Here is a 20,492-nt window from a genome sequence, read left to right as displayed (position 1 = left end):
GGATAGGAAAAAAATGTGACGGATCCTGAAGACAAGCAGGCCCCGCAAGGGGACACGCCGGTCTATGTGATCGACGAGCAAGTCGGCTATTTGCTGCGAAAGGCCTATCAGCGAAACGCAGTCATCTTCGGCGAGAAATTTCAGGGGGAGCTGACGCCGACCCAATTCGCCCTGATCGCCCGATTGAGGCACCTAGACTCCGTGTCTCAAAATGAATTGGGACGCAGGGTGGGGCTGGATGTGGCCACCACCAAGGGGGTGGTCGACCGGTTGTTGGGGCGCGGTCTGATCCGGAGCGATCGGGATCCCAATGACCGGCGCCGCCAGTTGATTTCCCTAACCCCTGAGGGGGAGCGTTTGTTTGACGCCAATGCGGGGACGGCCCTTGACGTGTCCGCGGAAACCCTTGCCCCGCTCACGGTGGCCGAGCGGAAAACCTTTCTGAGGTTGCTGAAAAAGCTTCAATGAGGCGAGGAGGCGTCTCCCTTTCCACAGTATACGACAGGGGGGCTTTCCCGTCACGAGGCCTTGCCCCGTCCCCCACTGGGGCCGAAAGGCCCCAGACCCCAGGCAGTTATCGGCCGAAAGGCCCCAGACCCCTGGCAGTTACCGGCCGAAAGGCCCCAGTCCCCAGGCTTTTATTTGTAAAAGAAAAAATGGGGGTTTGGACAATCGCCCAAAAAATATAAGACACTGTCGTGTATCGCGCTTTCTTTTCCTTCCCCTCATTGGGAAGGGCGGAAGGGGCGGCCGATGTCGCCGCGCAGCAGTGTGGCGTTGCCCAGGGCCGACGGGGCCGCCTTCTCTGGCATGGCGCCGTTGTCCACACAGACATAATCAAAGGCTGTTGTGTCGCTGAAAAAGACCGGCTTCACCACGCCGAATTTTGTTGAGTCCACCACCAGGACTTTGCATTCGGCATTGGTCATGGCGAGTTGTTTGATCGCCACCTCGTGAAAGTTCGAACAGCTCACACCCCGGTCCCGGTGTATGCCACCGGCCGAGATGAACGCCTTGTTGATCCCCATCCGACCCAAGGTCTCCAAGGATTCGGCGCTGGAGAAGGAGGCCGAGGATCCGTGGTACAGGCCGCCAAGCAGGATCACCCGGACCCCGGGCTTTTTGCAGACAATCTCCGCCACGTTCATCGCATAGCAAATGACCGTGAGGCCAAGGTTGGACGGAAGCAGACTGGCCAAATGGGGCATGGTCGTTCCGCAGTCCACGAAAAGGGTTTCCTGGGGCTGGACCAAATCGACCGCCGCCTGACAGGCCGCCCGTTTCTTGTCGGCGTTGCTCTCCCGTTCCTTGTTCAGAATATAGCCCATGCCCCCGGGGCTGTTGGGTTCCAGGGTGATGTGACCGCCCAAATAGGTGAAGCGGTCCCGGCTTGCGTTGATGTCACGCCGCACCGTCATCTCAGAGACACCCAACATGTCTGCGGCATCCTTTAAATGAAGGAAGCCACCCGCTTCGAGAACGCCACTCAAGTATTCGAGTCGCTCAACTCTTTTTTTGAACATGTTTCGTCCCTTCGTCGCGGAGGCAGGATGATGCCGTTATGTTGCTATGCACAATACACATATTGCTGTGCAGCATCGCGTTCCATGACTTCTCAATCTCCCCCTTCCCTTATTTGTTGTCGCTGGAAGCCCCAGAGTTTTGGGCCTGTCACGTCCTTTGGGTATTGACTGATGATTTCACCTTGACGCGGTTTCCGTCAATATGGAATTCTTGTGACAAGAAATGTTAGAAATGTAACACATTGGGGAGCGTCCTGAGGGTCGTCCCCCTGGGAGTGATCCGATGACCGACCCAACCTCGGTATCCAACGCCAAGGATTTGGCATCTTATATCGACCATACCCTGTTGAAGCCGGATGCCTGTCCGGAGGCGGTGGAGGCCCTGTGCGCCGAAGCTGTGGACCACGGGTTCAAGGCGGTTTGCGTCAACCCTCTGTTCATTCCCTTGGTGACGCGATGCCTTGCCGGATCCCCGGTGGTTCCCTGCGCCGTCATCTGCTTTCCCTTCGGGGCCGATCCTTCGGTTATTAAGGCGGCGGAAGCCTCTTGGGTTGTGGAGCAGGGCGCGGGAGAGGTCGATATGGTCATTCCCATCGGCTTGCTGAAAGCCGGTGAGGATGCCCTGGTGCGGGAGGATATCGCCTTGGTCAAGGCGGCCTGCGGGTCGGCGGTGCTGAAGGTCATTCTCGAGACGGCGTTGTTGACCCAGGAGGAAAAGGTGCGGGCCTGTCTGTTGTCGAAGGAGGCGGGAGCCGATTTCGTCAAGACCTCCACCGGTTTCGCAGGGGGTGGGGCGACTGTTGAGGACATCGCCCTGATGCGGGAGACTGTGGGGCCGGACATGGGCGTGAAGGCCTCCGGGGGCGTGCGCACCACCGAGGACGCTCGACGCATGATTGCAGCGGGGGCCACGCGCATTGGCGCCAGTGCCAGTATCGCAATCATCGGCGCGGCTTAGGGGAAACCTCGCGCAGACTCCGGCGGGGAGGGTGGTTCCGTCTCCTGACCGCCGAACATAAGAAATGCGACGGAACACCACGATGCGGAAAAGTCCGGCCAACAGGGCGCTTCATGGTCCGCATGAAAAAAATGAACTGGGATACGTACTCCAAGGAGATCAAGGATGAACAAGCTTCTCTCTTCCCTCGTCGTTGCGGGCTCGTTGTTGTCGGCGCCTGCCTTCGCCGAGGACGTGGTTCCGACCCCCGATGGGATCAAAACCCTGACGTCCGAGGCCACCGGTAAGACCTATTCCATTGCGACGGTGGTGAAGGTTGACGGCATTGCTTGGTTCGATCGCATGCGCGATGGAGTGAAGCAGTTCGGCGGCGACACCGGCCATGATACCTGGATGGTTGGTCCCAGTCAGGCCGACGCCGCAGCCCAGGTGCAGATCGTCGAGAACCTGATCGCCCAGGGCGTTGATGCCATCTGCATCGTTCCCTTCTCCGTCGAGGCTGTCGAGCCCGTTCTGAAGAAGGCCCGGGATCGTGGCATCACCGTCATCGCCCATGAGGCCTCCAACATCCAGAACGCGGACTATGTCCTGGAAGCCTTCGACAACCGGGCCTATGGCGCCAAGTTGATGGAAGTTCTGGGCGGTTACATGGGCGGCGAAGGAAAATACGTCGCCACCGTCGGCAGCCTGACCTCCAAGTCCCAGAACGAGTGGATCGACGGCGCGGTGGCCTATCAGAAGGAACACTTCCCGAAGATGGAAATGGCGACCGATCGCCTGGAAACCTATGACGACGCCAACACCGACTACAACAAGCTCAAGGAAGTTCTGACCACCTACCCGGATCTGAAGGGTATCGTTGGTGGTCCCATGCCGACCTCTGCGGGCGCGGGTCGCCTGATCGCCGAGCGGGGTCTGCAGGACAAGCTGTTCTTCGCGGGCACCGGGCTGGTCTCGGTTGCCGGTGAGTATCTGGCCAAGGGCGACATCCAGTACATCCAGTTCTGGGACCCCGCCGTTGCCGGATATGCCATGAACATGCTGGCTGTCATGGCGCTCGACGGGAAGGCCGACCAGATCAAGGCCGGTCTCGACCTGGGCATTCCGGGCTACACCGATCTCTCCACGCCCGAAGGGGGCGCGGCCAACCTGCTCTATGGCCAGGGTTGGGTCGGTGTGACCAAGGAGAACATGGACAAGTACGACTTCTAAAGATCGTCTCGGTTCAGGGAAGGGTGGTGGCCGCGCCGCCACCCTTTTCCATCCCTCCTTCCCCTCCATTTCAGCCATGGCGGACGTGTCATGACAGACGCCTTTATCGAGCTTCGGGGCATCCGCAAGGAATTCGCTGGGGTGCGCGCCCTGGACGATATGTCCCTGACCATCCGCGCGGGCGAAATCCATTGCCTCGCCGGTGAGAATGGGTCTGGCAAATCCACGATCATCAAGGTCATGTCCGGTGTGTATCAGCCCGATGCGGGCGAGATCCGGATCCAAGGCAAGGCCGTTCATCACCTCAACCCCATCGCCTCCATCGACCATGGCATTCAGGTGATCTACCAGGATTTCTCGCTCTTCGGGAACCTGACGGTGGCTGAGAATTTGGCCATGAACACCCAGTTGCGCGAAAAGCGCCACTTGATCAATTGGGGCCGGACCCGCGCCATTGCCCGGGAAGCGGTGGACCGGATTGGGGTGCCCTTGGATCTGGACGCCGAGGTTGGGGCTTTGCCCACTGCGGGCAAGCAATTGGTAGCCATTGCCCGGGCGCTGATGTCCGACGCGCGGTTGATCATTATGGACGAGCCGACCACGGCCCTGACCCGCCGCGAAGTGGAGACCCTGTTCCGCATCGTCAAGGATATCCAGTCCCGGGGCATCGCCGTTCTTTTCGTCAGCCATAAGATGCGCGAGATGATGGAGATCAGTGAACAGATCACTGTCATGCGCAACGGATCCCTGGTGGCCGATGGACCGGTTTCCGACTTCGACGAAGCCTCCCTGACCCGCCATATGACCGGGCTTGATATCATCAACAAGCCCTATCTCTGGACCCCCGGCGACCGTGCCGAGGAGGCCCCGCGGCTGGAGGTCTCCGGACTGGGGCTCTCGGACGCCTTCGAGGATGTGGATCTGACCATTCGGGCGGGCGAAATCGTCGGGCTGTCGGGCCTGCTGGGATCCGGTCGTACGGAATTGGCGCTCTCCCTGTTTGGCATGATCCCCGCAGATCGGGGGGTGATCCGGGTGGATGGCAAGGCGGTGACGCTCGATACCACCCAACAGGCCATCGCAGCGGGGATCGCCTATGTTCCCGAGGACCGGTTGAGTGAGGGCTTGTTTCTGACTCAAGGCATCGATCGCAATATCCTCTGTACCTCCTATGACTCCCTTGCGCCGGGGATGACCATCGACCAGGGCCGGGCCAACCGTTTGGTGGGTGAGACCATCGAGGCCATGCAGATTGCCACACCGTCGGGGGCCAAGCTGGTCAAGGAACTGTCCGGCGGCAACCAACAGCGGGTTGTGCTGGGGCGGTGGCTGTTGACCGACGCCCGGGTGCTGATCCTCAACGGTCCGACCGTTGGCGTGGATGTGGGCTCTAAGGCGGAAATCCACCATAAGATCCGTGACCTGGCCATCGAGCATGGTTTGGCGGTGTTGATGATTTCCGATGATGTCCTGGAACTGGTCCAGAACTGTAACCGTATCGTGCTGATGCACCGAGGCCGCCTGACCGAGGGACTCGACTGCGCCACCACCTCCGAGGAGGCGGTCAGCGAGAAACTCAAGGCCTTTACCTAAGGGGGGATGACCATGGCTTGGCTTCGGAGATCGGAGGTGGTCATCGCGGGTATTCTCTTGCTCGCCATGATCGGGATTGGTCTGGTCAATCCGGCCTTTTGGCAACCGGATAACCTGTTCAGCCTGCTTCGCAGCAATGTGATCATCGGCATTATGGCGCTGGGCGTCCTGATGATCATGATTTCAGGCGGTATCGACGTGTCCTTTCCCGCCTTCGCCGTGGCGGCCATGTACCTGACCGTGAAGGGCATGCTATGGACCGGATACGACGGGGTGGCCCTGCCGTTCATGACGGCGGCGACCATGGGCGCCCTGTTCGGCTGCCTGAATGCCTTCTTCGTCTATAAATTCCGCATGATTCCGCTGATCGTGACCCTGGGCACGGGGAGCATGGTGCGGGGGTTCCTGCTGGGCGTCGTCGGCACCAGCGTGATCAACATCAACAAAATGCCCGATGTGCTGATCGAGTTCGCCAAGGCCGATGTCATTTCCATGACCAAGGCCGATGGCACCACCTATGGCCTGACCGCCATGGTCTTGATCTATTTCGGATTGGCGATCCTGGTGCACCTGATCCTGCGCTACACCATGATCGGCCGCGGGGTTTACGCCATGGGCGGAGATCAGGAGGCGGCGAGCCGGGCCGGTTTCGACCTGCGCAAGGTGATCTTCTTCATCTATTGCTTTGCCGGGGCACTGGCTGGCTTCGCTGGTCTGCTCCATAGCGGCATGATCTGGCTGGCCAACCCCCGCGACTTCGTCGGTCTGGAACTGGATGTCATCGCCGCAGTGGTTCTGGGCGGCGCCTCCATCTTCGGCGGACGGGGGACGGTCCTGGGGACCATGTTGGGCGTGTTCATGCTGGTCATGGTCAAGAACAGCCTGATCATCATGAAAATCGACACCACCTGGCAGCGGGTCGTGGTGGGCGTGATCATCGTCATCGCCACCGCCGTGACCGCCTGGCGGGATCAGAAGCGGAAGGCTCGGGGAGACCGGACATGACCAAAAAACTGGATTTCCGCGCCGTTCTTAACCGGGACAACAATATCGTCCAGTTGATCGTGATGACGGTCCTGATCTTCGTCATCATGACGGCGCTGAGCCCGGACAAGTTCCTGCGCTACTATAACTTTGAATCCATCACCTACATCTTTCCCGAACTGGGTCTGCTGTCGATCGCCATGATGATTGCCATGCTGACCGGAGGTATTGACCTGTCGGTGGTGGGCATTGCCAATCTGTCGGGAATCCTTGCGGGGATCCTGTTCAAGAAGTTGGCCGACGAGACCGGCGTGGCCGACACGGGCTTGGCCGTGGTCCTGCTGGGCGGTGTGGTGGCCCTGGGAACGGGCATGGTGGCCGGTGCCCTGAACGGGTTGCTGATCACCAAGGTGAAGATTACCCCTATTCTCGCAACTTTGGGCACGGGACAGGTCTTCACCGGTCTGGCCATCGTCCTCACCGGTGGCCCGGCGATCGTCGGCTTTCCCGACCTATGGTCCTGGGTGGGCAATGGTAAGCTGTTGGGCTTGGCGACCCCCTTCGTTCTGTTCGTGCTGATCGCTGTCGCCGTGTCCTTCATCCTGGTCCGGACGCCGTTGGGTGTGAACCTGATGCTCATCGGGACCAACCCCAAGGCGGCCCTTTTCGCCGGGTTGAAGCGGGAACGGATGATCTTCTACAGCTACATGATGACGGGGGTGCTGGCCTCCATCGCGGGCATCATGCTTTCGGGGCGGACCAACGCGGCCAAGTCCGATTATGGAACCTCCTACCTGTTGCAGGCGGTGCTGATCGCCGTGCTGGGCGGGACCAATCCGGCGGGCGGCAAGGGTCGGGTGCTGGGGGTGTCCATCGCTGTGATCGCCTTGATGCTGCTGTCCAGCGGCTTCCAGATCCTGCGGTTCTCCAACCACTTGATCGACTTCATTTGGGGGGCCTTCCTGCTGCTCGTGATTGCCATCAACGCCTTTAAGAACCGCGCCCGTTAAGCGCGGTATGGAGGAAATCATGTCCGTGACCACGGCCATTCAGCTCCGCCGATCCTTCTTTGGAGAGGCCGAGCGCGTCCTCGTCGAAGCCCATGGCATGTCCGCCAGCCTGTTCCGCTATGATAGCGGGATCGAGGCCCTGCGGCTTACCAACAGCCGGGGCCATCTGGTGGTTCTGCCGTTTTACGGCCAGATGATCTGGGATGCGGTCTTCGATGGCGTCGACCTGACCATGTCGAACATGTTCGACATGCCCCGTCCGGCCCAGGAGATCGTCGGCACCTATGGCTGTTTTGCCTTCCACTCGGGCTTGCTCGCCAATGGTTGCCCGGGTCCGGAAGATGCGCACCCCCTCCACGGCGAGATGCCCTGCGCCCCGATGGATGCCGCCGGGCTGGAGGTGGGCGTGGACGCCGAGGGTCCCTTCCTCGCCGCCATCGGTTTACGGGAATATGTCATGGGTTTCGGCGCCCATTACGCGGCCCGGCCCAAGGTGGTGCTCCGCCCCGACAGCGCCCTGTTCGACATGGAGATGTCCGTGGAGAACCTGTCCGGCGCGCCCATGGACCTGATGTACATGTGCCATGTGAACTTCGCCTTCGTCGAAGGGGGGCGGATCATCCAACCCGTGGCCTTCACGCCGGACACGACGGTGGTCCGCACCAAAGTGCCCGCCCATGTGCCGCGCAGCCCCGCCTATGACGGTCTGCTCGAAGCCCTGGCCAAGGATCCCTCGGTCATGGAGGTGACCGACGAGCCGGAGCGTTACGATCCGGAACAGGTCTTTTATGTCCGGGGCGCCGGGACGGGCCCCGATGGCCGGACGGCGCAGATGTACAAGCGGCCCGAGGGCGATGCCTTCCACATCGCCTATGATCCTGCGAGCTTGCCCAAGACCGTGCGGTGGGTACTGGTGAACAGCGACCAAAAGGTCTGCGCCTTCTGCTTGCCTGCCACCTGCGAGCCCGAAGGGCATGCGGCGGAACGGGCCAAGGGCAATGTTCAGACCTTGCCGGGCGGCGAAAGTCGGCGCTTTTCCGTACGCTTGGGCTATTTGACTGCGACCGAAACCAAGGCTGCGGAATGCACCATTCAAGCCATGGCTGCAGACTGCGCCATTGAAGCAATGAAATAAGGGAGAGGTCGTCATGGCCGGAAAGAAAATCGCCGTGGTCGGCAGCAACATGGTCGACCTGATCACCTATACGGACCGCATGCCCGCCCCGGGCGAAACCATCGAGGCCCCGCGCTTCGAGATGGGCTGTGGCGGCAAGGGCGCGAACCAGGCCATCGCTGCGGCGCGCCTGGGGGCAGAGGTGATGATGATCACCAAGGTCGGCGACGACATATTCGCCGACAACACCATCCGCAATCTCGAGACATCGGGCATCGACACCCGCTTTGTCGAGCGGGTTCCCGGCACATCCAGCGGCGTGGCGCCCATTTTTGTCGAGCCCTCGGGCGAGAACTGCATTCTGATCATCAAAGGGGCCAATGCCCACCTGTCCCCCGCCGACATCGACCGGGCGGAGGAAGCCTTGAAGGACTGCGCCCTCATCGTCATGCAGCTCGAGGTCCCCTTGGAGACCATCTACCATACGGTGGCTCTGGGGGCTCGCCATGGGATCGAGACGCTGTTGAATCCCGCTCCAGCTCCGGCGGAGCTTGATGCCTCTCGGATCGAAACTCTGACCTTCCTTGTGCCGAACCAAACGGAACTGGCGACCATTTCGGGAATGCCGGTGACCAACGAGGAGGATGCGGAAAAGGCGGCGCGTCATTTGGTTGAGAAGGGTATCCGCACAGTGATCGTGACCCTGGGCGGCCGAGGGGCGCTTCTGGTCAGCGCGGGCGCGGAGACCCGGCGGATCGAGGCGATTGCCGTCAAACCCGTGGATACCACCGGTGCCGGAGATGCCTTTATCGGCAGCTTTGCCCGCTATTACGTGGAGAGCGGAGACATGGGCGGGGCGCTTCACAAGGCGGTCCGCTATGCTGCAGACAGCATCACCCGGCCGGGAACCCAAAAATCCTATGCCAGCGCGGAAGACTTTCAGGCCTTTTTGGCAGGATTGGAGGCGTCGCCCTCGGCATGACTACTGTTGGGGTGCCGTGGGTGAGAGTGAAACACGATACGCGACAGTGTCTCGTCCTTCTTGGGCGATGCCCAAGCCCATTTGGGATCAAAGGGTCCGCGACCTTTGCGGGTCTGGGCAGAGCCCAGAAACTGCGCAGCACAGTTTCCGAATTTTCGAGGAAACGGTGTATAAGAGTGAAACTGGATCAGCTTGACTCAAGCTGATCCAGTTTCACTCTAGACCTATGGAAGAGCAATGGCAGGGCGGTTCGAAGCGAGAGATCAAGGCAAGACGGTTTCGGCCCCTGTTGCGTCAGATCGGGGGGGACGGGGTGGCGCACGGCGGGTCCATGATGTGCTCCGCGCCGAAATCTTGAACCTGGAGTTGGATCCGGGGAGCCCGCTGGATGAGAGCCATCTTTCCGAACGCTTCGGCCTGTCTCGCACGCCAGTGCGGGAGGCGCTGGTCTGGCTTGCCGCCGATGGCCTGGTTCAGACCATTGCCAACAGGTCAGCCATTGTCGCTCCTATCGATTTCCTGAACCTTCCGGCCTTCTTCGACGCGCTGACTCTGATGTACCGGATGACGACCCGTCTGGCTGCGGAGTTCCACCTTCCCGAGGACCTGGATGGCATCCGCGCCCACCAGGAGTCCTTCCGTGCGGCAGCCGAAGCCCGGGATGCCCTGGCGATGATTTCCACCAACCGAGACCTGCATGCTGCCATCGCCGAGGCAGGTCGCAACTCCTATTATACTGCGCTTTTCCTTCGTCTGCTGGATGAGGGGCGGCGGATTTTGCGTCTATATTACGCGTCCTTCGACGACCGCCTCCCCGGTGCCTATGTGGAAGAACACGACGAGATGATCATTGCCATCGCGGTCCGGGACGTGGAGCGCTGTGACCAATTGGCGACAGCCCACGCTGACCAGATCGTCCACCAGATCCGCAGCCATATTGCGCGGGACCAGCGGCGGGATGTGGTGTTAAAGGGACGATGAAGACCGAATCATCGGTCCTCCTGTCCTTACTATTGAGATCAAATACTTGAAATATAGAGGCCGTTGATTGCCAGAGTAGACGACAGGGGGTGTTTTCCAGTCACGGGGCTTTGCCTTCCATCAAACGGGGGATCGGGGGCGGTGGCCCCCGAAGTGCCGCGACACCTACCCCAACAGATCCTTCAGCTTGAACCCGGCATCTCCGGCCTGTTCCACCGTGGGAGAGAGGCCACTCGCCAGGAGTTTCCGAGCCATGATGTGATCTGCAGCCTTATTCACGGAATCCACAGCCTTTAACACCCCGTCGCGGAAGTGGAAGAGCGAGAACTTGCCACTTTCCATGTCGCCACGGAGGACCTCTTGGTCTCCCTCTTCTCGCAAGCCTGCCATCTGGAGTTTGATGTCGTACTGGTCACTCCAGAACCAGGGGACGGCGTCATGGGGGCGGTCTATTCCGGCGATGGCTGCGGCCACGCTTCGCCCTTGGTCTGCGGCGTTCTGCACGGATTCCAACCGCAGCTTCTTCCCCGCAAAGGGGTGTTCGTGCAGGGCCACATCTCCGGCGGCATAGATGAATGGATCTTCCGTCCGCCCTTGGATGTCCACGATGATACCATTGTCGCAGGACAATCCGGCGGCCTTGGCCAAGTCTTCGTTGGGGATCACACCGATGCCGACGACCACCAGCCCGGCAGGAATGCTCCGTCCATCGGCCAGGGTTACGCCGGTGACACGACCGCCCTCTCCGGTCAGGGCCGAGACCTGGGCACCACAAAGAACCGTGGCTCCGTGGGCTTCATGAACCTGGGTGAAATAGGCCGAGAGGGTGGGCGAAACCACGCGGCCCATGACCCGGGGGGCGGCCTCGACGACGGTAACGGCCTTGCCGAGCTTGCGGGCCACGGCGGCAAACTCCAGGCCGATGAAGCCGGCGCCGATCACCACGGTATCTTCGGTTTGGGCCATGTCGGCCTGAATCCGGTCTATGTCCTCGAGGGTGCGGAGCATATGGACGCCTGCCAAATCGGCACCGGGAACGGGTAGGGGGCGGGCCCGGGCGCCGGTGGCCAGGACCAGGGCGCCATAGGGTTTGACGGTGCCGTCCGAGAGCGTCACCGTCCGCGCCGCCCGGTCGATGGAGACCGCCGAAACGTGGAGGTGGGTGACGATGGCGTGTTCGGCGTAATACTCCTCTGTCCGGAATTTCAGGCGGAGGCGATCCGTTTCCCCAAGTAAATAGGCCTTGGAGAGGGGAGGACGCTGGTAGGGCACTTCCGGCTCGTCGCCGACCAGGGTGATGGCGCCCTCATAGCCGTCTTGGCGGAGGGCTTCGGCCACCTGATAACCCGCCTGTCCCGCACCGACGATAACAACACCGGGATCTTCGGTGAGGGCGGGCATCAGCTTTGGGCCTCGGGCAGGCGCAGGATCAGGCCGTCCAGGGCGGCGGTGGCTTTGATTTGGCAGCCGAGGCGGCTGTTGGCTTCCCGTGGGGAAACAGTGCAATCCAACATTTCTTCCTCGGTCTCCGAGGGCGGGTCCAGCTTGTCGAGGAAAGCGTCGTCCACATAGACATGGCAGGTGGCGCAACCGCAGGAGCCGCCGCACTCCCCTTCGATCCCATCAACGCCATTGAGCGTGGCGCCCTGCATCAGGGTCCACCCCTCGGGCAGGTCCACGACATGTTCGGCGCCGTCGAATTCGATATAAGTCACCTTGGGCATTTGAAACCTCCGGAATTGGGAATTTTGCCTCCGGTCGTGTTGCTCCGGGGGCATAGGTGGTGTCCAGGTCATCGTCTCGATTCCCCCAAGACGGGGGTCCGGGGCCTCAGGCCCCGGCGGGGGGCGGGGCAGAGCCCCGCATGGGTCGGAAAGGGAGTATAGGGGCGTTTTCCCTTTCCGTCAGGTGACGGTGAGCACCAGTTTGGAAGGGCTTCGGAAGTTGGACGACGGCACCCAAGGCAGGGTTTCCTCGACCCGGGTGAAGTCGGGGAACACGGCCAGGAACTCGGTGAAGGCGATGGCGCAGGTCAGGCGAGCGATCTGGGTTCCCAAGCAGGCATGGACGCCGCCGCCAAAACCGAGATGGCCCTTGGGCTTGCGGGTGATGTCGAAGCGATCCGGATCAGGGTAGCGGCGTTCGTCCCGATTGCCCGCCCCATAGGCCAGCATGACGAAGTCCCCGGCCTTCATGGTGACGCCATGGGCGGTCACATCCTTGGTCAGGCAGCGGCGGAAGCGCTGGGCGGAGGTGTTGAAGCGCAGGCTTTCCTCGATGGCGTCGGGGATCCCCTTGGGGTCGGCGACCAGGGCGCGCCGAGCCTCGGGGTAGTCGGCCAGGTTCAGGGCCATGACGCTCATGAAGCCCGACAGGCTTTCGATACCGGCCATCAACAGGGTGCCGATGGTATTGCGGATCTCCTGATCCAGCAGCTTCTCCCCGTCGATTTCTGCGGTGATGAAGTCGGACAGCAGGTCATCGCCGGGGGCCTTTCTCCGCTCGGCCACCAGCTTGTCCGCATAGGCCATGATCCATTGGTAGGCGGCCAGATGCTCGGGTCCCTTCTGGCGGGTCTTGGCGTCGGTCTGGGCCATCAGAACGGCGTTCTTGCGGACTTCGGCATGGTCCTCCTTGGGCAAGGCGAACAGGCTGAACAGCAGGTCTACGGTCACGTTGGAGGAATAATCTGCGACGAAGTCGAAGCTCTTCTGGCCCTTTAACGCGGCGAGGTGGGTCCGGCAGATCTCGCGGATTGGCTCTTCCAGGTGGGTCAGGGCTTTCTTGGTGACGGCCTTCTGGATCAGGGCGCGCAGGCGGTCATGGCGTGGTGGATCGGTGGTGCCCAGGGTGGCGCCCGCCCGGCCCGGCAGTTCGCTGACCAGATTGCCCTTGGCCGAGGAATAGGTCTCCCAATCATTGAGCGCGTTGAGGATGTCATCATAGCGGGAATAGACCCACATACCCGCTTCCTCGCACCAGAAGGCGGGATACTCGTCCCGCAGGATTTTGTAAGCGGGGAAGGGGTCTGCGTCGTTTTCGGGGGAAAAAGGGTCGAAACGGAACTCGGGCATGGTGTCTCCCTGCCTGTCGGCGGTTTGTTGCTTTCTTATGGGAAGAACAGTAGCCCCCAGTCCCCTCGAACCGGAATGGACGGAAGAAGCAAAGTCTTGTACTTTTTCTTCATTCTCTCCCTGCAAAGGATGCCGCGATGCACCCAAAATCTCCGGCGCCGGTGCCCTTGATCGAATCCTATGACCTCTACGGCGAGGCGGGGGTTGGGGACGATCCGGAGTTCGTCCATATCGAGGATATCCGCTCCCGCTCGCGTCTGTATCAATGGCGAATCACGCCCCATAGCCACCGGCGCATGTTCCAGGTCGTCTCTGTGGACCGGGGCGGGGCGGAGGTCTGGCTGGATGGGGCGACCCAGCGCATGGAAGGCCCTGCGGTGGTGTGCATTCCCGGAGGGGTTGTTCATGGCTTTACCTTCGAGACGGACACCGAGGGCTGGGTTCTAACCGTTTCCGAACTTCAACTCATCGATGCCCGCTACCGCCGGTCCCGCAAATTGCTGGAGCCCTTGTTTCAGGCGCCTCTGATCCTGTCGTTGGAGGGCGCGCCCGGGGATGCGGCTTGGTTGAACCGGACCTTGGAGCAGATGAACGTGGAGTTCCATTGGCCGCGAATGGGGCGGGAAAGCATGTTCGAATGGTTGATGCGCATGGTGCTGATGACGATTCGTCGGCGGGTGGAGGACCAGACGGTCCGGGCTGCGGATACGGGTGACCGGCGAGCGCGCTTCGTCCGCTTTCGTCAATTGGTGGAGGACCATTTTCGCGAACATTGGCCCGTGGCCGCCTATGCCGAGGATTTAGCTGTGAGTCAGGCGGTGCTGAACCGCCTGTGCCAGGGCTTCGCAGGCAAGGGCGCGGGCGATGTGATCCAAGACCGGGTGATGTTGGAGGCCGAACGGCTGCTGATTTACACCTCTGCCAGCGCCGCTCAGATCGCCTACGAACTGGGGTATCAGGACCCTGCCTATTTTTCCCGTGCCTTCAAGCGGCGCAAGGGCATGGCGCCGGGGCGGTTCCGGGCCGTGCGAATGGAGCGGCCGTTTCCGGGGTAGCGGAGCCGCGCCCACAACTTGGAGGCTCCCGGGAGCCTCTTGGCGGGGGCGTTCGGCGTGCAAGCCACGGTGCCGGGATCTGTTCCATGTCGTTCCGGTGGACTTGGCCTCAGAGCACTCTAAAATCTATATAAATAGAGTAATAAATAAAGTGAAACGGGATCAGTTTGACCCAAGTTGATCCCGTTTTACTCTAAGAGGGGGGGTGGATGTGGTCGGACAGGACAATTTGGTCTCGCCCCCTTTCCTTCGCTTGGTAGAGCGCGAAGTCGGCGGCCTGCCGGATTTTATCGGCATCGACGTCACTTTTCCTGTCCAGATGAACGAGACCGCCGGAGACGGTGATAATGCCATGGGGTGGGTTCTTCTCGTGGACAATGGCCAGATTCCTCACGTTCTGGAGGATTTCGTCGGCCAGGGCGACGGCGGCCTTTTGGTCAGAGCATTGGAAAAGGCAGACGAACTCCTCGCCGCCGATGCGGAAAAACCCGTCTCCCTTTCGCTTCAGGCTGGCGCCGAGGGCGGCGCCAATCGCAATCAGGGCTTCGTCGCCTTTGATATGCCCGTAAGTGTCATTATACTTTTTGAAGTAATCAACATCCAAAAGGAGCATCTGCAGAGGCAGGGATTGCCTTCGGTTTATCTCTAGAAAGAGGGTCATCTGCTCGTCGAAGGCCCGCCGGTTCCCCAATCCTGTCAGGGCATCCGTTCGCGACAGGGCATTCAATTGGGCCCTTTGCCGGGCGAGAGAGGCAAGTAAGAAAAGCGCGATAATCAAAAGTGCGGTGACAATCCCGATCGCCCAGGACACCGTATGGGCATAATGGCTCAGAAGTCTCCCTTGGGCTGCATTTTCTTTGTAAACGGTATTTTCTGTCACTGTCCGGAGATAAACGGATTGGTCGTCAATTGTTGTTAGGTCTTTCTCGAGTTCTTCAATCGTCTGTTTTGAAAATTTTTCGTTTCCTGAAAGGATGGATTGAACATTCTTTAATTGATCTCTTAAGATGTGACTTTCACGAAGGACATTTTTTAGTGTTCCGTCTGTATAGGGGGTTCTTTTTGTAATTGATGTGAGGAGTTTCCATCGATTTGTTAGTATGTCGAGTTCGTGGAGGATGTCTTCTCTGGAGTATAGGGAGGGGTCCTTTAGATGAATGTGCAGTTTAATGAGAAATGTATTTGTTTGACTATAGGTGTTGTGGCTGTCGATGATCAATTCTGTCGGGTAGGCCTCCATCTGTTGGCGGGTTTTACCAAGGACGAGGTTATTGAAATATATGGCTGTCATGGACAGCGCGATAAGGGCGAGGCTCAGGACGACCCTGGTGTGCCGTCCTGTAATGTAGGTCAACATGATCTTGACCTATTCTGTCTTCTACATGGGCGGGAATATGGGCTGTTTTTCAAGAAGCAACGCGTTCGGCAGGATCGACGGAAGGGTTTCCGATGCGCGGCACGGGTGTTCATATCGTTTGTCCTTCCGTCCAAGCGCACGGAATGCGATCATATACTTCGAAATGTGGATGTTTACATGAATTCCGGAAAAGTGGCTTCGGCTCTTCCATTCAATTCCATGGGACTTCCCGGATTTCAATTAGCCCCCAGATCCAAACGTCTCCCAAAGCTTCGCCAGTCATCAGCTTGTCCACTTCGTTTGGCCAAAGAAGCCAGAAAGGACCCTTGTTCCTGGTGTCCAGAAGCTGTCCATCCAGGCTGTAGGCGACAAGGGCGGTGTCCATCCCCTCCTGTGTCTTGGGTGATAGGGCGATTTTGTATCCATTGTTGGCCGTTAAGGTCAGGCGTTTGTAAGAGGCGTTCTCACCGTAGCGCGCCAGGAGATCGACAAGACGGATCCCGCGAAAAACGCCTTCCGTCGTCCAACGGGTCTCCATGCGGACATCCCATTGCGGAAGCTCTGCGAGGTCGGGAAGGCCGATGATCTTGCCGTCTATGGTCATTTGGTACGATGTGTTTTTGGGTAAGTCCACCTTGCCTGCGACGGGCTTCAACTCCGCGGCGAGGGATGGGAAGGATAAAAGCACTAGCCCCAGAAAAATATACATCAAAAGTTTCAATGCTTAACCCTTTCCCGCTGGGGGTTGCCGATTTTTTTTGCCTGCCTTTCGCCCCTTATGAAAGGACAAGAATATATTGCTCCTCGTTCGGGGTGCAACAGGGAAGGTGTTGGAGGGGCGCTGGGTGGCAGCGCCTTTCTCGAGGCCAGAGCGGCAGGGTCTGAAACGGTTCCGGGTGGATCCGAAGGAGCGGTTATTTCCGACGAGAGAATAGGAAGGAGAGATGACTCTTGATCAAGGTATATAACGCGTTATATGCCTTGATATAAAAAATGTGCCGGGAGATGAAATATGAAAGAAGACGTGATTCGGGTGTTGGGGCTTCTCTGTCTCGGAACCCGACTCAAACGGGCGGGGGAACGCCTGCAAGCTGATACCGACGAGATTCTGAAAGCGGGTGGCGTGACCATCGCTGCGGCTCAGTATCCCTTTCTGGCGAGCCTCGACCGTCTGGGGCCCTCGACTCTGGGCGACTTGGCGGAGGCAGTGGGGGTCAGTCAGCCCGGTGCGACCCGGACGGTCAACCGGTTGGTTGAGCTGGGGCTTTTGGAAACTGTCTCGGGCGAAGGGGATCGCCGTCACAGGGTTCTACACTTGACTGCCGAAGGTCGACGGTTGGTGAGGGTCGGCAAGGACGTCCTTTGGCCCAGGGTGGAGGCCGCTGTGGCGGATCTTTGTGCCGGATTGGGTGGGAGCTTGCTTGGTCAGTTGGCGGATCTGGAGGATCGCCTGTCCGTCCGATCCCTAACCCAGCGGGCGCGGCATCCGTTGGACCGCCCGATCTGGACGGCACTGACCACCCGTCACGCCCATTTGGCCGAGGGGGGCGCCCATGCCCGGCGCTATCCGGGCGATACCAGTCCGTTTGTCGCAACCCGAGATGAGGGGCCGGACAGTCTCGCGGCCCTCGCCGCTTTGGGGGGAGCGATGGTGTTTCTCCAGGTCGATCCGGTGGTCCTGCCCGCCGGAATGACCGCGATCAAGACCGCGATGGGCGTGCAGATGGTCGCGGAAGGTGCTTTTCCGGCGGTGGAGGATCCGGAAATCGGACCCTTGGGTCCGGAAGATGCGGCGGATATGGCCGCTTTGGCGGATCTGACGAAGCCGGGTCCCTTTACCTTGAAGGCCATGGACCTGGGCGGCTTCTGGGGGATTCGGAAGGATGGTCGTTTGATCGCCATGGCAGGCGAGCGCCTCAAGGTTCCGGGTATGACAGAACTGAGTGGTCTCTGCACCCATCCCGAGGAGCAGGGAAAGGGCTTGGGGAAACGCTTGCTGGCTTATGTCGCGGGCCAAATCTCCGCCCGAGGAGACAGAGTGTTTCTGCACGCCTATGCCTCAAACCGGGACGCCATTCGTCTCTATGAAAGCATGGGGTTCCGCGAGCGGTGCCCGGTTCATGTGGCGATGATCGAGGGGTGAATGGCTGACAGAGTTTTGGGAGATTGCCCAAGCCCATTTGGGGGCAAATGCCCCCAAACCCCCCTTTTTTCTTTTACATATAAGAGCTTGGGGTCTGGGGCCTTTCGGCCCCAGTGGGGGACGGGGCAAAGCCCCGTGAGGAGGAGCATAAAAAGAGCCGCCGGATCCGAGAATCCGGCGGCGGAGAGGAATTGGACGGGCTTGGATGGCAAAGCCCGCCCAATCGGGCATGTGCTGACTGATGGCTTCCCTACTCCGCCGCTTCCAGCACCATGGTCCCGGCGGCGGTGTTGGAAATGGGGATATGGTAGTTGGAATAGAGTTGCTTCACCTTGCCGCCGAGCGCGCCGCGCATGGTCAGCCACAGGATGAATTCCGCTCCCTGCGCACCGGCCAGCCGGACGAGGTCGTGGATGCTGTACTCCAGGAAATACGCGGGGTCATCGACGATCTTTTCCATGCAGGTCAGATCGAATTCCTTGTTGATGAATCCGGCCCGCTCTCCGTCGAGCTGGTGGGACAGGCCGCCGGTACCGATCACCACCACCTTCTTGTCCTCCGGATAGGAGGCCACCGCCCGTCCGATGGCCTGACCCAGCTTGTAGCAGCGGGCCGGGGAGGGCAGGGGGTGCTGCACGGTGTTGATCATCACCGGAACCGTGGCGATGTCCGTATAGGTGAAGTTCGGCCAATAGAGCTGCATGGGCACGGAAAAACCATGGTCCACGGCCATTTCCTGGCAGGTCACCAGATCGAAATCCTCGTGCACCACGCTGTTGATCAGGTGCCAGGAGAAGGCCGGATCGCCCTTGAAGGGAGGGATTACCGGGATGCCCCAGCCCTCGTCCTCGTTGGTGTACTGGGGGGCGGCACCGAAGGCGAAGGTCGGTTGCTTGTCCAGGAAGAAGTTCAGGCCATGATCGTTATAAATAACGATGGCAATGTCCGGCTTGACTTCGGCCAGCCACTCCCGGGCGGGGGGATAACCGTCGAAGAAGGGCTTCCAGTAGGGATCCTCGAACAGGTTCTTGTGAATGGCGTTGCCAATGGCGGGGATGTGAGAGGTGGTCAGGCCACCAACGATACGTGCCATGGTCTCAGTCTCCCGCCCGCAGAAGTTTTTCCTTGAATTCCTCAAGCGTCACACCCGTTTGCTGGGCGCCGACGTCCTGCACGGTCAGGCCGAACATCCCGGCGAATTTGGCCAGATAATAGATGTTCCCGCCTTCGCGGATCAGGTCGAGGACCACCTTGTCCCGGATGGCCTGCCTTTGCGGCTCGGTCAGGCCGAACTTTTCCATATAGGCTTCCTGGTCGGCCAGGAATTCGTCGCGGGCCTCCTTGCCGTTGAACGAGTAACACATCTTGTTCAAGGCATAGCCCTTGATGGCGGCTTCGCCATCAAAGATTGGCGTGCCGAAAATCGGCTCCTTCGTCTGCGTCGCTGTCATGATCGCTCACTCCCTGCGATTGTACTTTTGGTGTCTTTGGTGGGCGAGCGGGACGCGCCTTTTGGCGGCGCTTATCCCTGGTTTCTGTACCTGGCCTGTTCAGCCCCGATAGAGGCCCATGAGGCGTTCAGCCCCAATAGGGGCCCATGGGGCGTTCAGCCCAAATACAGACTCATGGGGCGTCAGCCCCAATAGAGGCGCATCGGGTTGTCGACCAATAGGGCCTGTTGCTTTTCCGGTGTATCGGCGATGCGGGGGATGACATTCACCAGCAGGCCGTCGTCGGGCATGTGCGATTTCATGTTCGGATGGGGCCAATCCGTGCCCCAAAGCACCCGGTCGGTAAAGCTGTCGACCAGCTTTTTGGCAAAGGGCGCCACATCCGAATAAACCGGCGGGCCTTCGGCGCTCAGGCGTTCGGGGCAACTGACCTTGGACCAGATCGTGGGAACCTCGGCCATCAGGTCGACGAAGCGTTGGAAGTCCGGGTGATCGACCCCCTTGGTCACGTCCGGGCGGCCCATGTGGTCCACCACCAGGGGGGTGGGCATGGACTTCAGGAAGGGGATCAACCCCTCCAGATCCGGAGCTTCGAAATAGACCACCACATGCCAATCCAGCTTGGCCACCTTTTCGGCAATGCCGAGGAAGACCTCCTTGGGGGTGGCGTCCACCAGACGTTTCACGAAGTTGAAGCGCACGCCGCGCACCCCGGCCTCGTGCATCTCCTTCAGGTCGTCCATGGTGATGTCTGGACCGACGGAGGCCACACCCCGTGCCTTGCCATCCGAGGCCTTCAGCGCATCGACCAGGGCCCGGTTGTCCTTGCCATGGCAGGTGGCCTGGACGATCACATTGCGCTCGAACCCCAAGTAGTCGCGGAGGGCGAAGAGTTGGGCTTTCGACGCATCGCAGGGGGTGTATTTGCGTTCGGGGGCGTAGGGGAACTCCGCAGCCGGGCCGAAGACATGGCAATGGGCATCCACGGCGCCCGGGGGCGGCGTAAAGCTCGGCTTGGAAGGGCCAGGGTGAAACGGCAGGTAATCGAGATCCAT

Annotated in this window: 20 protein-coding genes; 11 read left to right on the top strand and 9 right to left on the bottom strand. The window is 60.2% G+C overall.

From position 1 onward, the window contains the following. Positions 1 to 15 precede the first annotated feature (15 nt). Positions 16 to 468 carry a MarR family winged helix-turn-helix transcriptional regulator gene (locus ACLIRY_RS18165; protein WP_413206837.1) on the top strand — a complete coding sequence of 151 codons (453 nt, stop codon included), beginning with the start codon at positions 16 to 18 and terminating at the stop codon, positions 466 to 468. A 257-nt stretch (positions 469 to 725) separates the two neighbouring features. Here the strand turns inward: ACLIRY_RS18165 and ACLIRY_RS18160 are convergent, their stop codons facing one another. Beyond that, entirely contained in the window at positions 726 to 1,523 is a 798-nt protein-coding gene (locus ACLIRY_RS18160; protein ID WP_413206836.1) for a DeoR family transcriptional regulator, read from the bottom strand. A gap of 283 nt (positions 1,524 to 1,806) precedes the next feature. On the opposite strand from ACLIRY_RS18160, the gene deoC reads away from it, so the two are divergent. From deoC to ACLIRY_RS18120, 8 genes are all read left to right on the top strand, one after another. After that, complete coding sequence (gene deoC, locus ACLIRY_RS18155; protein ID WP_413206835.1) at positions 1,807 to 2,481, top strand: deoxyribose-phosphate aldolase; 675 nt, start codon at positions 1,807 to 1,809, stop codon at positions 2,479 to 2,481. A gap of 165 nt (positions 2,482 to 2,646) precedes the next feature. Continuing rightward, entirely contained in the window at positions 2,647 to 3,693 is a 1,047-nt protein-coding gene (locus ACLIRY_RS18150; protein WP_413206834.1) for an autoinducer 2 ABC transporter substrate-binding protein, read from the top strand. Between the two features lie 90 nt (positions 3,694 to 3,783). After that, complete coding sequence (locus tag ACLIRY_RS18145) at positions 3,784 to 5,286, top strand: sugar ABC transporter ATP-binding protein (protein WP_413206833.1); 1,503 nt, start codon at positions 3,784 to 3,786, stop codon at positions 5,284 to 5,286. Between the two features lie 12 nt (positions 5,287 to 5,298). Next, positions 5,299 to 6,291, top strand: coding sequence for an ABC transporter permease (locus tag ACLIRY_RS18140; RefSeq protein ID WP_413206832.1), 993 nt, complete (start codon positions 5,299 to 5,301; stop codon positions 6,289 to 6,291). Next, positions 6,288 to 7,280, top strand: coding sequence for an ABC transporter permease (locus tag ACLIRY_RS18135; RefSeq protein ID WP_413206831.1), 993 nt, complete (start codon positions 6,288 to 6,290; stop codon positions 7,278 to 7,280). The genes ACLIRY_RS18140 and ACLIRY_RS18135 overlap by 4 nt, the downstream gene beginning before the upstream one ends. A gap of 19 nt (positions 7,281 to 7,299) precedes the next feature. Continuing rightward, positions 7,300 to 8,415, top strand: a complete 1,116-nt coding sequence (locus ACLIRY_RS18130; RefSeq protein ID WP_413206830.1) for an aldose 1-epimerase family protein — start codon at positions 7,300 to 7,302, stop codon at positions 8,413 to 8,415. A gap of 13 nt (positions 8,416 to 8,428) precedes the next feature. Then, entirely contained in the window at positions 8,429 to 9,376 is a 948-nt protein-coding gene (rbsK, locus tag ACLIRY_RS18125; RefSeq protein ID WP_413206829.1) for a ribokinase, read from the top strand. A gap of 237 nt (positions 9,377 to 9,613) precedes the next feature. Beyond that, the gene (locus ACLIRY_RS18120; RefSeq protein ID WP_413206828.1) at positions 9,614 to 10,357 is read left to right on the top strand and encodes a GntR family transcriptional regulator; all 744 of its coding nucleotides are present in this window, start codon (positions 9,614 to 9,616) and stop codon (positions 10,355 to 10,357) included. Between the two features lie 165 nt (positions 10,358 to 10,522). On the opposite strand, the gene ACLIRY_RS18115 is transcribed toward ACLIRY_RS18120, so the two are convergent. The 3 genes from ACLIRY_RS18115 to ACLIRY_RS18105 form a co-directional block, all read right to left on the bottom strand. Then, positions 10,523 to 11,758 carry an NAD(P)/FAD-dependent oxidoreductase gene (locus ACLIRY_RS18115; protein ID WP_413206827.1) on the bottom strand — a complete coding sequence of 412 codons (1,236 nt, stop codon included), beginning with the start codon at positions 11,756 to 11,758 and terminating at the stop codon, positions 10,523 to 10,525. After that, complete coding sequence (locus ACLIRY_RS18110; protein ID WP_413206826.1) at positions 11,758 to 12,081, bottom strand: 2Fe-2S iron-sulfur cluster-binding protein; 324 nt, start codon at positions 12,079 to 12,081, stop codon at positions 11,758 to 11,760. Before ACLIRY_RS18110 ends, ACLIRY_RS18115 begins: the two co-directional genes overlap by 1 nt. 180 nt (positions 12,082 to 12,261) lie before the next feature. Beyond that, complete coding sequence (locus ACLIRY_RS18105; RefSeq protein ID WP_413206825.1) at positions 12,262 to 13,431, bottom strand: cytochrome P450; 1,170 nt, start codon at positions 13,429 to 13,431, stop codon at positions 12,262 to 12,264. A 137-nt stretch (positions 13,432 to 13,568) separates the two neighbouring features. Between ACLIRY_RS18105 and ACLIRY_RS18100 the strand changes: the two genes are divergently transcribed. Then, positions 13,569 to 14,486 carry a helix-turn-helix domain-containing protein gene (locus ACLIRY_RS18100; protein WP_413206824.1) on the top strand — a complete coding sequence of 306 codons (918 nt, stop codon included), beginning with the start codon at positions 13,569 to 13,571 and terminating at the stop codon, positions 14,484 to 14,486. Between the two features lie 193 nt (positions 14,487 to 14,679). On the opposite strand, the gene ACLIRY_RS18095 is transcribed toward ACLIRY_RS18100, so the two are convergent. Then, entirely contained in the window at positions 14,680 to 15,843 is a 1,164-nt protein-coding gene (locus tag ACLIRY_RS18095; protein ID WP_413206823.1) for a GGDEF domain-containing protein, read from the bottom strand. A 211-nt stretch (positions 15,844 to 16,054) separates the two neighbouring features. Further along, on the bottom strand, positions 16,055 to 16,447 hold the full coding sequence (locus tag ACLIRY_RS18090) for a hypothetical protein (RefSeq protein WP_413206822.1): 393 nt from the start codon (positions 16,445 to 16,447) through the stop codon (positions 16,055 to 16,057). 408 nt (positions 16,448 to 16,855) lie between these two features. Between ACLIRY_RS18090 and ACLIRY_RS18085 the strand changes: the two genes are divergently transcribed. After that, positions 16,856 to 17,986: a GNAT family N-acetyltransferase gene (locus tag ACLIRY_RS18085; protein ID WP_413206821.1), complete on the top strand. Its 1,131-nt coding sequence runs from the start codon at positions 16,856 to 16,858 to the stop codon at positions 17,984 to 17,986. Positions 17,987 to 18,236: 250 nt separating this feature from the next. On the opposite strand, the gene ACLIRY_RS18080 is transcribed toward ACLIRY_RS18085, so the two are convergent. The 3 genes from ACLIRY_RS18080 to ACLIRY_RS18070 form a co-directional block, all read right to left on the bottom strand. Next, a complete protein-coding gene (locus tag ACLIRY_RS18080; protein WP_413206820.1) occupies positions 18,237 to 19,079 on the bottom strand; it encodes a class III extradiol dioxygenase family protein in 843 nt (280 codons plus the stop codon). A 4-nt stretch (positions 19,080 to 19,083) separates the two neighbouring features. Next, positions 19,084 to 19,437 carry a protocatechuate 4,5-dioxygenase subunit alpha gene (locus ACLIRY_RS18075; RefSeq protein WP_413206819.1) on the bottom strand — a complete coding sequence of 118 codons (354 nt, stop codon included), beginning with the start codon at positions 19,435 to 19,437 and terminating at the stop codon, positions 19,084 to 19,086. A gap of 182 nt (positions 19,438 to 19,619) precedes the next feature. Then, positions 19,620 to 20,492, bottom strand: coding sequence for an amidohydrolase family protein (locus ACLIRY_RS18070; protein ID WP_413206818.1), 873 nt, complete (start codon positions 20,490 to 20,492; stop codon positions 19,620 to 19,622).

Source organism: Rhodospirillum sp. A1_3_36 (assembly GCF_047263945.1).
Lineage (GTDB): Bacteria > Pseudomonadota > Alphaproteobacteria > Rhodospirillales > Rhodospirillaceae > Rhodospirillum.
This window is presented reverse-complemented; position numbering and strand designations above follow the sequence as displayed.

Coding starts and splice junctions, on each gene's coding strand:
- ACLIRY_RS18160 (WP_413206836.1), bottom strand. CDS start 1,523: ATGTTCAAAAAAAGAGTTGAGCGACTCGAATACTTGAGTGGCGTTCTC.
- deoC (WP_413206835.1), top strand. CDS start 1,807: ATGACCGACCCAACCTCGGTATCCAACGCCAAGGATTTGGCATCTTAT.
- ACLIRY_RS18150 (WP_413206834.1), top strand. CDS start 2,647: ATGAACAAGCTTCTCTCTTCCCTCGTCGTTGCGGGCTCGTTGTTGTCG.
- ACLIRY_RS18145 (WP_413206833.1), top strand. CDS start 3,784: ATGACAGACGCCTTTATCGAGCTTCGGGGCATCCGCAAGGAATTCGCT.
- ACLIRY_RS18140 (WP_413206832.1), top strand. CDS start 5,299: ATGGCTTGGCTTCGGAGATCGGAGGTGGTCATCGCGGGTATTCTCTTG.
- ACLIRY_RS18135 (WP_413206831.1), top strand. CDS start 6,288: ATGACCAAAAAACTGGATTTCCGCGCCGTTCTTAACCGGGACAACAAT.
- ACLIRY_RS18130 (WP_413206830.1), top strand. CDS start 7,300: ATGTCCGTGACCACGGCCATTCAGCTCCGCCGATCCTTCTTTGGAGAG.
- rbsK (WP_413206829.1), top strand. CDS start 8,429: ATGGCCGGAAAGAAAATCGCCGTGGTCGGCAGCAACATGGTCGACCTG.
- ACLIRY_RS18120 (WP_413206828.1), top strand. CDS start 9,614: ATGGCAGGGCGGTTCGAAGCGAGAGATCAAGGCAAGACGGTTTCGGCC.
- ACLIRY_RS18115 (WP_413206827.1), bottom strand. CDS start 11,758: ATGCCCGCCCTCACCGAAGATCCCGGTGTTGTTATCGTCGGTGCGGGA.
- ACLIRY_RS18110 (WP_413206826.1), bottom strand. CDS start 12,081: ATGCCCAAGGTGACTTATATCGAATTCGACGGCGCCGAACATGTCGTG.
- ACLIRY_RS18105 (WP_413206825.1), bottom strand. CDS start 13,431: ATGCCCGAGTTCCGTTTCGACCCTTTTTCCCCCGAAAACGACGCAGAC.
- ACLIRY_RS18100 (WP_413206824.1), top strand. CDS start 13,569: ATGCACCCAAAATCTCCGGCGCCGGTGCCCTTGATCGAATCCTATGAC.
- ACLIRY_RS18095 (WP_413206823.1), bottom strand. CDS start 15,843: ATGTTGACCTACATTACAGGACGGCACACCAGGGTCGTCCTGAGCCTC.
- ACLIRY_RS18090 (WP_413206822.1), bottom strand. CDS start 16,447: ATGACCATAGACGGCAAGATCATCGGCCTTCCCGACCTCGCAGAGCTT.
- ACLIRY_RS18085 (WP_413206821.1), top strand. CDS start 16,856: ATGAAAGAAGACGTGATTCGGGTGTTGGGGCTTCTCTGTCTCGGAACC.
- ACLIRY_RS18080 (WP_413206820.1), bottom strand. CDS start 19,079: ATGGCACGTATCGTTGGTGGCCTGACCACCTCTCACATCCCCGCCATT.
- ACLIRY_RS18075 (WP_413206819.1), bottom strand. CDS start 19,437: ATGACAGCGACGCAGACGAAGGAGCCGATTTTCGGCACGCCAATCTTT.
- ACLIRY_RS18070 (WP_413206818.1), bottom strand. CDS start 20,492: ATGGATCTCGATTACCTGCCGTTTCACCCTGGCCCTTCCAAGCCGAGC.